A 14212-nucleotide genomic window follows, 5' to 3' on the forward strand; every position below is an offset into this window, starting at 1 on the left:
TCTCCGGCGCAGGACACTAGTGGTGCTGCGACTGCGAGCCGCTTGCGTCCGCCGGTTCGGCTGAGCGGTGATGCGCCAGTTGAGGACCTCGGCGGGGCGTTCCGCGCTGTCGAGCTCTCGTTGGGCGCTCACCTCGATCAGGAGACGTCGGGGGTTGTGGCCGACGGTTTCGGCGTGGGCGAGGGACGTGGTCAGGGCGATCCAAGTGGGGTCGGCGAGGATTCGGTCGGCGTGGTCGGGGAGGGCCGCACGAAGGTCCTGTTCGAAGCGGCGGGCGGTTGCGGCTCGTGGTGCGCGGCGGGCCAAGTCCGCCAGGACGGGTCCGGCGGCCTGCTGGTAGCCCGCCTGGAGGTGGCGGAAGGCGTCTTCGGCCGCAGCGGCCTGCTGTTCGTGGCCGCGTTGCTCGTGCCACTTGGCGGCGGCGCGGGCCAGGTGGACGGTGGCGAAGAGCAGGGCGATGGCGAGTCCGCCCGGCTGGTTGGAGGCGTAGGCGAGTTCCTTGGCGGCCTTGCATAGGGCGGTGGCGGCTTGATGGTCGGCGCGGGTGGCGGAGCGACGGGCGCGGTTGAACGCCATCGCCGCCGCTCGTAGTTCCGCCTGCTGTGGACCGGTCGTGGCGCTGGCGATGTTGTACAGGGCATCGCCGAAGGCGGCCAGGTGGCCCTGGGCGGCGGCATCGTCATCGGAGTCGAGGACGGTGCGTGCCGCGTGTATGGCGGTGGTGGTGTGCCGCCATGGGGCGGCGGGGTCCGCGACATGGCGGGGGTGGTCGGCCACCTTCTGATCGGGGAGGCGTTCGCGTAGGCGGTTGATGGAGAGGTCGGGTGCGAGCTTCGAGCCGCCGTACCAGACGGGTTCGCCGGCCGCGTTGGTATCGCCGGGGGCGGCGAGGCTGTAGCCGATGAAGTCGCCGGTCTCGGGGCCGAGGCGGGTCTTGACCTTGATGCCGAGGGACTGCAGCACGGTGAAGTAGTCGGCTTCGGTTTGTACGGCGGCAGCGACCGCGTACGCCTGCTCGCGCAGCCAGTGCCGTGCCGTGACCGTCTGGCGCTGGCGCTCGGCCTTGGCGCGTTCGGCGCCGGTGGGGGTGCGGGGCGCGGTGAGGTCGCCGGACTTCAGGCGGCGCAGGCCGAACTCGGCCTCGATCTTGCGGCATTCGGCTTGGGCCCGCTGTCCGTCGTGGTGGGTGCGCGGGCGGCGGCCGTCGGCGCGGACGGTGGTGGCCATGAGGTGGATGTGGTCGTCGGCGTGGCGAACTGCGATCCACCGGCATGCCTTGTCGTCGTCTTCGGGGGCGATGCCGGTGGCGTGCACGATGCGGCGGGCGACCTCGGCCCACTCGGTGTCGGTGAGGTAGCGGTCGCCGGGCGCGGTGCGGACCGGGCAGTGCCAGACGTGCTGAGGTGGTTTCTTGCCGCCCCGCTCGCGGGTGCGCAGGTCGACGTGGGTGTCGAGGCGCTTGGCGAGCTGGGTGTAGGTGGCCTCGGGGTCGCGGCCGGGGTCGGGGGCGCCGGCCATGTCCCAGGCGGCGACGATGTGCGCGTCGGTGTGTTCGTCGCGGCGGCCGGGGCCGAAGAGGTAGACGATCAGTCCGCGGGTGTCGGAGCCGGTAGAGACGTCAGGAACCATGCGCGGTACCCTCCGCCATGAGCTGGTCGATCAGTCGGTAGCCGCTCTCGGCCGCCTGCTCGACGCGGTCCAGCACCGCCTCGGCACGCTCGGGCACCGTTCCTCGGTGGATGGCTGCGGTGATCTGGTTGAGGTTGCCGCCGATGCGGTTCAGCGCGACCGTGTGCGCCTCGACGGCCTCGATCAGCGGGCGGACTGGGTCGTCCTCCGGGCAGCCGACCAGCCCCGCCTTGCCGAGGGCGACGGCCAGGGCGGCGTCCCCGACGAATCCGGCGAACTTCTGACCGCGCTGGTGAGCGGCGGCGCTGATCACGCGGACCGCGGTCCGCGTGAAGCGGATGGTCTTCTCCTGGTCGCGCTTCTCCACGGTGCGCTTGCGGTTCATCAGTGCGGGCAGGACGGGGGCGTCGAGGTCCCGCCAGGAGGGCTGCTCGGCGGGCGGCTGGATATCGGTCGGCGGCTGAGTGCTCGGGGCGACGGAGTCGGGTGCAGGTGGGCAGCCGGTCTCGGCTACACCCTCCTCCGGCTCGGGCGCCCCCTGGCGCACGGCCTTCTCCCCCGCCACCCCTGGGGCGGGGGTAAGCGCGGACGAAGCCTCGTTAGAGGCTCGTTCGCTCCAGCTTGCTGCTGATCGGCGGGCCAGGCCGAAGAATCCCTTGCGGCGGCGGGTGGGGGCGTTGTCGGTGCTCGTTTCGGGCATGGTGGTGCTCCGGTAGTCGTGTGGGGTGGGGCTTCGTCACGTCCGTTGCATCCGTCCCGTAGCTGGTCAGGACAGGTACGGAGGCGGTCGCAGGTACGGAGTGATCCGTGTCGGCAAGGAACTCCGTCCCCGCGCTGACCTGCGCGGGGACGGATGCGACGGACTGATACGGCGTCGGTGTCAGCGAGTGGGCCTGGGGCCGGCAGGCCCGCCGGGCGGGCCGATGGGCAGCGTCTCGAACGGAGGGGCCGGTGGCTTGCCCTGGGCTCGACGTGCGAGCGCGGCCTCGCCGCCTGCGGGGGCCTGCTGGGCAGGGTCGGGGCAGTAGCGGGCCCAGGCGTCGAGGAACTGGTTACGGGCGTACGCCTTGGCCTGCCTGCCGTTCTCGAAGCGGTGGTTGGCCGGGCTGATGCCGAAGTCGCGCAGCAGGTTGGCCAGGTGGTAGGCGTTCAGGCCCTTCGTCCCGTACTCGGCCCAGGGAGCCTCGGCGTCCTGGACGAGGGAGGCGAGCAGGTCCTGGCTACGCAGAGCCCCCTGGTCGCCCTGCTGCCCGAAGACTCGTCGGATGTCCCAGAGCAACCGGGTCTTCAGCGTCGTCTGCTCGTCCTGAACCACTTCGTTCCTGGTCATCGCCAGGCAGGCGGCACGGGCCTGCGCGGGCCAGTGGCCGCCAGCCAGGTCGGCGACGATCACCAGCGGCTCCCAGGTATCGGCAGCCCGGTCCTCGACCGGCATCGGTGGCACCAGCCGGTGCGCTGCCCCGCGCAGCGGGGTCAGCCACGCGGCCAGCCGGTCACGCAACGCGTTCAGTTCGGGGACGGAGTTCCGGGAGCGGAAGGGAGCGACCTTCTCGCCGGGCTTGCGCTTCTGCATGCGGAGCACGACCGCCCGGTCCATGATCGTGTCCGGCAGGTCGCCGATGCCTGCCAGCGCGGCCATGGCGAAGGTCGGGAACGCGGTGGGCTTGTGTTCCGGGCCGGAGATCCGCCAGGCGGGCCGGTTGCGCTGGTGCCCGGCGTTCAGCAGGCCACGCAGGTCCTCCTTGTCGCCGGCCTTGGGGCCGAAGATGGTGTCGGCCTCGTCCACCAGCAGCGTCGGCGGGTCCTCGCCGATGATCCGGAAGACCACCGCCGGCGAGGTGTTCACGGTCATCATCGGCCGGGACACGGTCTCGTGGAGCACGTCCAGGACACGGGACTTGCCGCAGCCCTTGGTCGGTCCCACCACCGCCAAGCGCGGCGCGTGCTGGAGGGCAGGCTGGATGTGGGAGGCCGCCACCCAGAGGGTGACCGCGGTCAGGGCCTCCTCGCTCGGCAGCACCACGTACCGGCCGATCGCCGCACGTAGGTCATCCAGCAGCGCGGCTCCTTCGTCGGCCGTCTCGCCGCCCGTACCGGCGCGGTCCCCGGTCCCCGATCCGTCGTCGGGGACCACGGTCCCCGCATATGTGTGGGGACCGTGGCTCTCACCATCGGCTCGGAAAGCGCCGTGCTCGCCCGGAATTCGGGGACCGGGCTCGGGGACCGGCGGACCGGAAGTCACTGTCCGGTCCCCGGTGTCCGGTTCGGCGGGACCGGTCCCCAAGGCGCTGACCTGCACAGGTGCCGCGTTGGCGGAGTTTCGGTCCCCGACCGGAACCCCCGTCGAAGCAGGGGACCGTGACTCCGTTCGGTCCCCGTTGCGCCAGGGGATGCCCTGGCCGGGGACCGCAGGGGTGGGCCAGACAACCTCGGATGCGTTCAAGGTGGCGGGGGACGTAGGGTCCTCCATAGACGTTCCTCTCAGGTGAGGGACGGGACGGGCAAGGTCCCGCCCCTCACCGGTTCGTTCGTTCAGGGATGGGCGACGCGCAGGGGAATCTCCGGCCCTCGGCGGTGGCGCGCCGGGGGCCGTTGCTGTGTCTGGGCCTGTCGGTGGCTCACGAGGCCAGGCCCCATTCCTCCTGGCCGTCGATCAGCGTGCGCTCGTAGCGCAGCAGCTCGGCCTCGGGGTACAGCACCCGCTTGCCGACCTTGATGCCGCGTGGCCCCTTCTGGACGTGGCGCCAGTAGCGGACTGTGCTCTCGGCCGTGCGGTAGCGCTCGGCGACCTCGGCGGTGGTCAGATATCGCATGCATTCCCATTCGGCTAGGCAACGATTCGATCTGCATAAAGTTGTACCCCAGGATCGGCGGTTACCCAAATCGGGAAGCCCATGTTTCAATTGGGATAGCGACGGTGATGATGGAGGTTCGATGGCAGGCGACAGGCCCGAGGGCGGCGAGGTGCCGCTGCTCTACAGCGAGGGAAACGTGGCCGCGCGCGTGGCCCTGGAGCGCGAAGTCAGAGGATGGAGCACGACCGAGCTGGCTGAGCGGGTGACCAGAGCCGGCATCAAGATGAACCAGACGGCGGTCTGGCGCATCGAGAACGGCACCCCCCGCCGGCGCATCAACCTCGACGAGGCCCTCGCCTTCTCCCGCGTCTTCGAGCTTCCTCTCGAAGAGCTGATGTCACCGCCCCTGGAGGGGCTCGACATCGACAGTCGACGGCTCGTCCAAGAGGCCGTCGAGGCGTTCTACGAGGCCCGAGACGCGCGCGACCGCCTCCATCACGCCGTGGTCGCCATCGCCGACCACATCAAGGCCCATCCCGACAGCTCGCGGGCGATCCACGAGCAGTGCCTCCGCCTCATGGGCGACGAGCGGGACGCTCGCACCCTCAGCGGCGACATCGAGGACGGCGGCCACTACTGACAACCGACACGAAGGAAAGGCCACTTGGCCAACATCCAGAAGCGCCCCAACGGTAAATGGCGTGCTCGCTACCGCGACCTCGACGGCAAGGAGCACGCCCGCCACTTCGACCGCAAGATCGACGCCCAGCGGTGGATCGACGAGGTCACGGCCAGCCTGGTCACCGGGCAGTACGTCAACCCACGGTCGGCGAAGAAGCCTTTCAAGGAGTACGCGGAGGAATGGCGGGCCATCCAGCCGCACCGGCCTTCCACGGCCAAGGCGGTGGCCCAGCACCTGCGCTGCTACGTCTACCCGGCTTGGGAGAAGCGGGCACTCGGCGCCATCAAGCCCGGTGACGTACAGAGCTGGGTCACCAGCCTCACCACCACGCACGGGCTGGCCGCCAGCACCTCACGGACGGTCTTCAACACGGTCAACGCCGTCTTCCGGGCGGCTGTCCGTGACCGGATGATCCCCCACAACCCGTGCGCCGAGGCGAAACTGCCCTCGGTACCCCGGAAGAAGATCGTGCCCCTGGCCGTCGAGCAGGTGCGGACGCTGTCCGAGGAGATACCCGCCCGGTACAAGGGCCTCGTACTGCTCGGCGCCGCGACCGGGCTCCGCCCCGGCGAACTCTTCGGTCTCCAGCTCCGGCACGTGGACCTGCTGCTCGCGACCGTCTCGGTCGAGCAGCAGATACAGCAGACCGCCAAGCACGGCGTGTACGTCTGCCCGCCCAAGACTGCTCGCTCGCACCGCACGGTCCCGCTCCCCCGCATGGCGGTGGATGCGATAAAGGCCCACCTGCGGGACTTCCCCGTCGATGGGCCCGAGGGCTGGATCTTCACGGCGCCGCAGGGCGGACCCGTGGTCTACACGCACTTCATGGACGGGTCCTGGCGGCCCGCCTGCGCGAAGGCGGGCATAGCGAAGGGCACCGGACCCCACGCCCTCCGGCACCACTACGCCAGCCTGCTGATCAAGCACGGCGAGTCGGTGAAGACCGTCTCCGAGCGCCTCGGCCACACCAATGCGGCCATGACGCTGAACATCTACACCCACCTGTGGCCCGACTCCGAGGAGCGGACCCGGGCCGCCGTCGACAAGGCGTACGCGGACCAGTCCGCCGATGCCCAGCTACAGGTCGACGAAGCGGCGTAACCGCTCCCCCGCGCGCTGACCGAAGTCAGCGCGCTGCGGACTCTGTGCGGACCGCAAAGGCCGCCCAACCCGCTCCGCCGCAGGTCAGACGGCCTTTCGCCAGACGTTTTAGACGTTGAAGCGGAACTCCACCACATCCCCGTCCCGCATCACATAATCCTTCCCCTCCATGCGCGCCTTCCCCTTCGCCCGCGCCTCCGCGACCGACCCCGTCTCCACCAGGTCGTCGAAGGAGATGACCTCCGCCTTGATGAAGCCCTTCTGGAAGTCGGTGTGGATGACGCCGGCTGCCTCGGGGGCGGTGGCGCCCTTCTTGATGGTCCAGGCGCGGGATTCCTTGGGGCCGGCCGTCAGGTAGGTCTGGAGGCCGAGGGTGTCGAAGCCGACGTGGGCGAGGGTGGCGAGGCCGGGTTCCTCCTGGCCGACGGACTGGAGGAGTTCCAGGGCCTCGTCCTCGTCCAGCTCGGCGAGGTCCGCCTCCAGCTTGGCGTTGAGGAAGATCGCCTCGGCGGGGGCGACCAGGGCGCGCTGGTCGTTCTTGAAGTCCTCGTCGGTCAGCTCGTCCTCGTCGACGTTGAAGACGTAGAGGAAGGGCTTGGTGGTGAGGAGGTGCAGGTCATGGAGGAGTTCGGCGCGCTCGGTGTTCTGGACGATGCCGTGGGCGAAGAGGGTGTCGCCCTTCTCCAGGATCTCCTTGGCCTCCTCGACGGCCTTGACCTTGGGAGCGATGTCCTTCTTGATGCGCGACTCCTTTTGGAGGCGCGGCAGGACCTTCTCGATGGTCTGGAGGTCGGCGAGGATCAGCTCGGTGTTGATCGTCTCGATGTCGTCCTTGGGCGAGACCTTGCCGTCGACGTGGACGACGTTCTCGTCCTTGAAGGCGCGGATGACCTGGCAGATCGCGTCGGACTCGCGGATGTTCGCGAGGAACTTGTTGCCCAGGCCCTCGCCCTCGCTGGCGCCCCGCACGATGCCCGCGATGTCGACGAAGTCGACGGTGGCCGGGAGGACCTTATCCGAGGAGAAGATCTCGGCCAGCTTCGTCAGACGGGGGTCGGGGACGCCCACGACGCCGACGTTGGGCTCGATCGTGGCGAACGGGTAGTTGGCCGCCAGCACGTCGTTCTTGGTCAGGGCGTTGAACAGGGTCGACTTGCCGACATTCGGCAGACCGACGATTCCGATCGTGAGCGACACGTTGCGACTTCCCGTACGTGAGGAGGATGCGGTGGGAGCGGGGCGGCCCGGGCGGGGCCGATCCACCAGTCTACGGGGTGTGGGGTACGGATCAGGCGGGCAGTCGAACGCGTGGCCAGGCCCGGCTCTCGGCGTGTCCGATAGCCGATTCCGCACATTAACCGACCTAAGTTGGACCAGTGGAGCAACACAGGACGCGACCTGCGCACAACGGACCGCGAGGCGGCCGGCCGCCGCTGCCCCCGCAGGGCCGGGGAGAGCGGGGCCTGCCGACGGCGCGCGGGGCCGTCGGCGGACCGGTGGACGACCGCGGCGGACCGGTGGACGACCGCGGCGGACCGGTGGACGACCGCGGCGCGGGGGACGTACGGGGCGGGCCGGCGCGGGGTCCCGCGCGGGTGCCGGGGCCGGGGGGCCGGCGGCCCCCCGGGGCCGCCGCGCGCGGACCCGCGCCGGCGCGGCCGCCCTGGCCGGCCGCGCTCCGGGCCGCCCGTCTGCTGCCCGACCCCCGGCTGACCGGGCTGGGCGGCGGTCTGTTCTGCGCGGCGGTGATGCTCGTGTTCGGGTTCGTCGACCTGGTGCTGTTCGGGGCGTCGCGGACGGTGTACGGCGTGCTGTTCCTGCCGGCCTGCGTGCTGACCGCCTGCTGGGTGCGCCAGGTCGATCTGCTGACCGCGCCGATCGTGGTGCCGATCGCCTTCGCCGTGGGGCTGACCACCGTGGCGGACGGCGGTGACGGCTTCACCGGCGCGCTGACCGGGTTCGTGACCGCGCTGGCCACGGAGGCCGGGTGGCTGTACGGCGGGACCCTGATCGCCGGATCGATCGTGATCGTGCGCCGGATCCGGCTGGTGCGGCGCCGGGTCGCCGCCCGGGGCGGCCGCGTACCGGCCGCGGGCTGAGCCACCCCGCCGCGCAGCCGCCACGCCCCCACCCCGCCGAGCCACCCCGCCCCGCCGTCCGGCCGTTCGCGACGGCCTCCCGGCAGCCACCGCCCCGCCGTCCCCGCCGTCCCCGCCGTCCGGCCGTCCTCGACCGCCTCCCGGCAGCCCCCGCGCGGCTCAGCCCGCGGTCGGCTGCCCCTCCGCCGCTCGCATCGCCGCGCCGACGATCCCCGCGTTGTTCTGCAACTCGGCCGGGACGATCTCCGCACGGATGCCGTCGAGGTAGGGCAGGAACTTGTGCGCCTTGCGGCTGACCCCGCCGCCGATGATGAACAGTTCCGGGGAGAACAGCATCTCGACGTGCGCCAGGTACTTCTGCACCCGGTGCCCCCAGTGCTCCCAGGACATGTCGTGGTCCTCCTTGACCTTGCTGGAGGCCCGCTTCTCGGCCTCGTGGCCGTCCAGCTCCAGGTGGCCCAGCTCGGTGTTGGGGACGAGGACGCCGTCGGCGAAGACGGCGCTGCCGATGCCGGTGCCGAAGGTGAGCAGGACGACCGTGCCCGTGCGGCCGCGTCCGGCGCCGAAGTGCATCTCGGCGACGCCCGCCGCGTCCGCGTCGTTGACGACGGTCACCGGCAGGCCGCCCAGGCGGTCGCTGAACAACGCGCGCGCGTCCCGGTCGACCCAGCTCTTGTCGACGTTGGCCGCCGTACGGACGGTGGCGCCCCCGGTGACCACGCCCGGGAAGGTCAGCCCGACCGGGCCGGTCCAGCCGAAGTGCTCGACGACTTCCCGTACCCCGTCGGCCACCCCGTCCGGCGTCGCCGGGTGCGGGGTGAGCACCTTGCAGCGCTCCTGGGCCAGGTCGCCCCTGTCGAGGTCCACAGGGGCGCCCTTGATGCCCGAGCCGCCGATGTCCACGCCGAAGATCTGCATGGCACCACGTTACGGCCTGCGACTGACAGTCACTCCCCCGAGGTACCCGAACCGCCGCGCTCCGCGACCAGCGCCGCCGCCTCCTCGCGCAGGTCCCGGCGCAGTTCCTTGGGGAGGGAGAAGGTGATGGACTCCTCGGCCGCCTTGACGATCTCCACGTCCGCGTAGCCGCGCGCGGAGAGGTACTCCAGTACCTGCTCGACCAGGATCTCCGGGACGGAGGCGCCGGAGGTGACGCCGACCGTGGTCACGCCCTCCAGCCAGGTCTCGTCGATCTCGTCGGCGAAGTCGACCAGGTACGCGTCGCGGGCACCGGCCTGCTTGGCGACCTCGACCAGCCGCTTGGAGTTCGAGGAGTTGCGGGAGCCGACGACGATGACGAGATCGGCCTCGGCGCCCATCTGCTTCACCGCGAGCTGACGGTTCTGCGTGGCGTAGCAGATGTCGTCGCTGGGCGGGGAGATGAGCTGGGGAAACTTCTCCTTCAGCGCGTCGACGGTCTCCATGGTCTCGTCGACGGAGAGCGTGGTCTGGGAGAGCCAGACCACCTTGGACTCGTCCCGGACCTCGACCTTCGCGACGTCGCCGGGGCCGTCGACGAGCTGGATGTGCTCGGGTGCCTCGCCGGAGGTGCCGATGACCTCCTCGTGGCCCTCGTGGCCGATCAGGAGGATGTCGTAGTCGTCCTTGGCGAAGCGGACCGCTTCCTTGTGGACCTTGGTGACCAGGGGGCAGGTCGCGTCGATGGTGGCGAGCCTTCCGCGCTCGGCCTCCTCGTGGACGACCGGGGCCACGCCGTGCGCCGAGAACATGACGATGTTGCCCGGCGGGACCTCCTCCGTGCGCTCGACGAAGACGGCGCCCTTCTTCTCCAGGGTCTGCACGACGTACTTGTTGTGGACGATCTCGTGCCGGACGTAGACGGGAGCGCCGTACTGTTCCAGCGCTTTCTCGACGGCGATCACGGCGCGGTCCACACCCGCGCAGTAGCCACGGGGGGCGGCGAGCAGGACACGGCGGCCAGGCGAAGCAGTCATGCGGTCCATCGTACGGGCGCGTTCGGCGGGTCGGAGATCGCGTGGGGGGCGTATCGGCGGAGAGACTGGCGAGACGGTGTACGAGCAGGGGCGGAGGCGCGATGTCCGAGAGCGGTACGACGGCCCCGGGGGCCGGGGAACGGCGGGAGCTGCGGCGCACGCTGGGCTTCCGCGACCTGGTGGTCTACGGGCTGCTGTTCATCGCGCCGATGGCGCCCGTCGGTGTCTTCGGCACGCTGGACGCCAAGTCGCACGGCGCGGTGGCGCTGGTGTACCTCGTGGCCACGGTCGCGATGGCGTTCACCGCGTTCAGCTACGCGCAGATGGTGCGGGTGGTGCCGCAGGCGGGGTCGGTGTTCGCGTACGCGCGGGCGGGGCTCGGCAAGGGGGCCGGGTTCGTGGCCGGCTGGATGGCGATGCTGGACTACGTCCTCATCCCGGCGGTGGCCTACCTGTTCTCCGGCATCGCGATGAACGAGCTGGTCCCGGAGGTGTCGCGCTGGGTGTGGACGGCGCTGGCCGTCCTCGTCACCACGCTGCTGAACCTGTGGGGGGTGCGGGCGGCGGCCCGGGTGGGGTTCGCGGTGCTGGTGATGGAGATCGTGGTGCTGCTGGTGTTCGTGGTGGCGGCGGTCGTGGTGCTGGTACGGGACGGGGCGGAGCGGGGCTGGCTGTCGCCGCTGTCGGGGGACGGGACGCAGGGGGCGTTCGCGCTGTCGGCGGTGGTCGGGGCGGTGTCGGTGGCGGTGCTGTCGTACCTGGGCTTCGACGCCATCGCGACGTTCGCGGAGGAGGTGACCGGCGGGTCGGCGAAGGTGGCGCGGGCGCTGCTGTTCTGCCTGGCGCTGGCCGGAGTGCTGTTCGTGGCGCAGACGTATCTGGCGGGGCTGCTGGCGCCGATGTCGTCGGCGGAGCTGGCGGCCGGGCCGGGCGGGCAGGGCTCGGCGTTCTACGACACGGTCGACGCGTCGGTGGGGACGTGGCTGCACGATCTGGTGGCGGTGAGCAAGGCGATCGGCGCGGCGTTCGCGGCGCTGGCCGGGCAGGCGGCGGCCGGGCGGCTGCTGTTCGCGATGGGCCGGGACCGGCGGCTGCCGGGGGTGCTGTCCCGCACGTACTCCGGTGTGCCGCGCGTGGCCCTGCTGGTGGCGGCGGTGATCACGCTGGTCGCGGCGGTGTGGGCGGCCCGGCGGGACGACGGCCTCGACCATCTGACGACGGTGGTCAACCTCGGCGCGCTGTCCGCGTTCACGCTGCTGCACGCGAGCGTGGTGGGCTGGTTCGCGGTGCGCCGCCGGGGTGGCCCGGTGAGCTGGTGGCGGCATGTGCTGGTGCCGGTCGTCGGCGCGGCGATCACGGTGGCGGTGATCGTGGAGGCGTCGGGGACGGCGCAGGCGGTGGGGGCGGTCTGGCTGGTGATCGGGCTGGTGGTGCTGGTGGCGCAGCGGAACCGGGTCGGGTGACCGCGGCCGGCGGCTGCGGGTGGTTCGTGGCCGGCGGCGCCCACGCGGCGCAGCCGCGTCTGTCACACAGTCCCGCGCGCCTCGGGGGCCTTCCGCGGCCCCGGCGTGTCAGTGGGTCCCGTTACGCTCGCCGCATGGCTGTGAACACGAGTCCGGAGTCCCCACTGCCCGTGGGTGAGGTGTCGCGGCTCATCGGAAGCTGGATCGACCGGCTCGGCGCGATCTGGGTCGAGGGACAGATCACCCAGTTGTCTCGGCGGCCGGGCGCGGGGGTGGTGTTCCTGACCCTGCGCGATCCCTCGCACGACATCTCGGTGAGCGTCACCTGCTACCGGCAGGTCTTCGACGCGGTCGCCGACGTGATCGGCGAGGGCGCCCGCGTGGTGGTCCGCGCCAAACCCGAGTGGTACGCGCCGCGCGGGCAGCTGTCGCTGCGGGCCGCCGAGATCAAGCCGGTGGGGGTGGGCGAGCTGCTGGCGCGGCTCGAACAGCTCAAGAAGACACTGGCGCGCGAGGGGCTGTTCGCTCCGGAGCGCAAGAAACCGCTGCCGTTCCTGCCGCACCTCGTCGGCCTGGTGTGCGGGCGTGCCTCGGCCGCCGAGCGGGACGTGCTGGAGAACGCCCGGCACCGCTGGCCCGCCGTCCGCTTCGAGGTGCGCAACGTCGCCGTGCAGGGCGTGCACGCGGTGCCGCAGGTCGTCCAGGCCGTGCAGGAGCTGGACGCGATGGACGACGTGGACGTGATCGTCGTGGCGCGCGGCGGCGGCAGCGTGGAGGACCTGCTGCCGTTCTCCGACGAGCAACTGGTACGCGTGGTCGCCGAGTGCCGTACGCCGGTGGTCTCCGCCATCGGGCACGAGCCGGACAACCCGCTCCTGGACCACGTGGCCGACCTGCGCGCCTCCACGCCGACCGACGCCGCCAAGAAGGTGGTGCCGGACGTCGGGGAGGAGTACGAGCGGGTACGGCTGCTGCGGGACCGGGCGCGGCGCTGTGTGGCGGCGTTCGTCGACCGCGAGGAGCGGGGGCTGGCGCACGCGCTGGCCCGGCCGTCGATACAGGACCCGCACCGCATGATCGACGAGCGCGCGGAGCAGGTGACGGCCCTGCTGGAGCGGGGCCGGCGCACCCTGCGCCACCACCTGGACCGCGCCGACTCGGAGCTGACGCACACGCACGCGCGCGTGGTGGCCCTCTCCCCCGCCGCGACCCTCAAGCGGGGGTACGCGGTGCTGCAGCGGGCCGACGGCCAGGCGGTCCGGGACCCCGCCGAGGTGGCGGCCGGCGAGACGCTGCGCGCGCGGGTCTCCGAGGGCGATTTCTCCGTACGCGTCGACGCATAGGGTGAGTGGATGAGCAGCGAGGTGGAACAGACGGCGGCCCGTACCGAGGCGCTCGGCTACGAGCAGGCCCGGGACGAGCTGATCGAGGTCGTACGGCGCCTGGAGGCGGGCGGTACGACGCTGGAGGAGTCCCTGGCCCTGTGGGAGCGGGGCGAGGAGCTGGCGAAGGCCTGCCGCCGCCGGCTGGACGGGGCCCGCGCCCGGCTGGACGCGGCCCTGGCCGAGGAGGCGGGGTCCGAGGACCCGGAGGACGCCGCCTAGGTGTGTTGTTCGGGCGGGTCGGTGACGCGGCTGGCTGGTGGGTGACCGCCGATGCCGGTGTGGGGTCGGTGGTAGTTGTACCGGTCCAGCCAGTCGGGAAACGCGGCTTGGCGTCCGCGGTCTGAGGTGTAGGGCCGCTGGTAGGCCCTGCACCTCGAGCAGGGTGCGGTGGGAGCGTTCGGCCTTTCCGTTTGTCCGCGGCCGCCAGGGCCTCGTCCAGCGGGGGCTGATGCCCAGGTCCTGGCAGCTCTGGCGCCAGGTGTTCTTGGTGTAGGCCCAGGCGTTGTCGGTGAGGACCCGTTCGATCGTGATGCCGCGTGCGGCGAACCAGGCGGCTGCCCGGGTGAGGAAGCCGGCGCAGGTGGCGGCCCTCTCGTCGGGGAGGTCTTCGGTGTGGGCGAGGCGGGTGTGGTCGTCCAGGGCGGTGTGCAGGTACCAGGGCGGTGTGCAGGTAGGCGTATCCGGCGCCGTCGCGGCGGTCCTTGTTCGGCTGCCGGCCGCCCGGCCTAGAACCTTGTGGCCGCCGCCGTCGGGGATGCGGCCGAGTTTCTTGACGTCGATGGGGACCAGTTCCCCGGGCCGGGCTCGCTCGTGGCAACGCCTTCAGCAGCCGCTGGTCGGCCCACGACGTCCGCCTCCTCGACAGCGGCACCAAGCAGATCCGCCACCCCGACGTCGGCCACCTCGATTTCGTCCACGAGGCCGTGAACCTGCCCGACCACCCCGGCTGGAATGTTCGCCTGCACCAGCGCCGCCGGGTCCCCCACCGAAGAACGGATCCGGCTCCTCGGCAGCCTCACCGCCACGCCCTCCGAGACACAGTCCTCAGCAACCGGGAACGGCTCGGACGGCCTGCGGGCCCGCCAGTGACAACAAGCCTGCCC

The 14212-nt window shown here is 71.5% G+C and carries 13 protein-coding genes and 1 pseudogene; 6 read left to right on the forward strand and 8 right to left on the reverse strand.

The window, feature by feature from the left end:
- The 4 genes from J7I94_RS35895 to J7I94_RS35910 all read right to left on the reverse strand — a co-directional run.
- Positions 1 to 1629, reverse strand: a 1629-nt coding sequence (locus J7I94_RS35895) for a relaxase/mobilization nuclease domain-containing protein (RefSeq protein ID WP_215174243.1), incomplete at its 3' end; no start/stop codon positions are given.
- Positions 1619 to 2194: a MobC family plasmid mobilization relaxosome protein gene (locus J7I94_RS35900; RefSeq protein ID WP_215174283.1), complete on the reverse strand. Its 576-nt coding sequence runs from the start codon at positions 2192 to 2194 to the stop codon at positions 1619 to 1621. The genes J7I94_RS35895 and J7I94_RS35900, both read right to left, overlap by 11 nt.
- A gap of 315 nt (positions 2195 to 2509) precedes the next feature.
- Complete coding sequence (locus J7I94_RS35905; RefSeq protein ID WP_215174245.1) at positions 2510 to 3763, reverse strand: DUF3631 domain-containing protein; 1254 nt, start codon at positions 3761 to 3763, stop codon at positions 2510 to 2512.
- Between the two features lie 484 nt (positions 3764 to 4247).
- Positions 4248 to 4442, reverse strand: coding sequence for an AlpA family transcriptional regulator (locus J7I94_RS35910; protein WP_215174247.1), 195 nt, complete (start codon positions 4440 to 4442; stop codon positions 4248 to 4250).
- A 121-nt stretch (positions 4443 to 4563) separates the two neighbouring features.
- Between J7I94_RS35910 and J7I94_RS35915 the strand changes: the two genes are divergently transcribed.
- Positions 4564 to 5064, forward strand: a complete 501-nt coding sequence (locus J7I94_RS35915; RefSeq protein WP_181802327.1) for a helix-turn-helix transcriptional regulator — start codon at positions 4564 to 4566, stop codon at positions 5062 to 5064.
- Positions 5065 to 5088: 24 nt separating this feature from the next.
- A complete protein-coding gene (locus J7I94_RS35920; protein ID WP_215174249.1) occupies positions 5089 to 6207 on the forward strand; it encodes a site-specific integrase in 1119 nt (372 codons plus the stop codon).
- Positions 6208 to 6315: 108 nt separating this feature from the next.
- Here J7I94_RS35920 and ychF read toward each other — a convergent pair whose 3' ends face one another.
- A complete protein-coding gene (gene ychF, locus J7I94_RS35925) occupies positions 6316 to 7404 on the reverse strand; it encodes a redox-regulated ATPase YchF (RefSeq protein WP_215174251.1) in 1089 nt (362 codons plus the stop codon).
- Positions 7405 to 7583: 179 nt separating this feature from the next.
- Between ychF and J7I94_RS35930 the strand changes: the two genes are divergently transcribed.
- On the forward strand, positions 7584 to 8306 hold the full coding sequence (locus J7I94_RS35930; RefSeq protein ID WP_215174253.1) for a DUF6542 domain-containing protein: 723 nt from the start codon (positions 7584 to 7586) through the stop codon (positions 8304 to 8306).
- Positions 8307 to 8465: 159 nt separating this feature from the next.
- Here the strand turns inward: J7I94_RS35930 and ppgK are convergent, their stop codons facing one another.
- Positions 8466 to 9224: a polyphosphate--glucose phosphotransferase gene (gene ppgK / locus J7I94_RS35935; RefSeq protein ID WP_215174255.1), complete on the reverse strand. Its 759-nt coding sequence runs from the start codon at positions 9222 to 9224 to the stop codon at positions 8466 to 8468.
- A 29-nt stretch (positions 9225 to 9253) separates the two neighbouring features.
- Positions 9254 to 10270: a 4-hydroxy-3-methylbut-2-enyl diphosphate reductase gene (locus J7I94_RS35940; RefSeq protein WP_215174257.1), complete on the reverse strand. Its 1017-nt coding sequence runs from the start codon at positions 10268 to 10270 to the stop codon at positions 9254 to 9256.
- Positions 10271 to 10362: 92 nt separating this feature from the next.
- Here J7I94_RS35940 and J7I94_RS35945 point away from each other — a divergent pair, with 92 nt between their 5' ends.
- From J7I94_RS35945 to J7I94_RS35955, 3 genes are all read left to right on the forward strand, one after another.
- On the forward strand, positions 10363 to 11724 hold the full coding sequence (locus tag J7I94_RS35945; RefSeq protein ID WP_215174259.1) for an APC family permease: 1362 nt from the start codon (positions 10363 to 10365) through the stop codon (positions 11722 to 11724).
- 134 nt (positions 11725 to 11858) lie between these two features.
- Positions 11859 to 13067 carry an exodeoxyribonuclease VII large subunit gene (gene xseA / locus J7I94_RS35950; RefSeq protein ID WP_215174261.1) on the forward strand — a complete coding sequence of 403 codons (1209 nt, stop codon included), beginning with the start codon at positions 11859 to 11861 and terminating at the stop codon, positions 13065 to 13067.
- Between the two features lie 9 nt (positions 13068 to 13076).
- Positions 13077 to 13328: an exodeoxyribonuclease VII small subunit gene (locus tag J7I94_RS35955; RefSeq protein ID WP_215174263.1), complete on the forward strand. Its 252-nt coding sequence runs from the start codon at positions 13077 to 13079 to the stop codon at positions 13326 to 13328.
- Here J7I94_RS35955 and J7I94_RS35960 read toward each other — a convergent pair.
- Positions 13325 to 13928 (reverse strand): annotated as a pseudogene (locus J7I94_RS35960) (DDE-type integrase/transposase/recombinase); the annotation flags it as partial. The gene J7I94_RS35955 and the pseudogene J7I94_RS35960 overlap by 4 nt on opposite strands.
- Positions 13929 to 14212: the final 284 nt, after the last annotated feature.

Source organism: Streptomyces sp. ISL-12 (assembly GCF_018614415.1).
Taxonomy (GTDB): Bacteria; Actinomycetota; Actinomycetes; order Streptomycetales; family Streptomycetaceae; genus Streptomyces.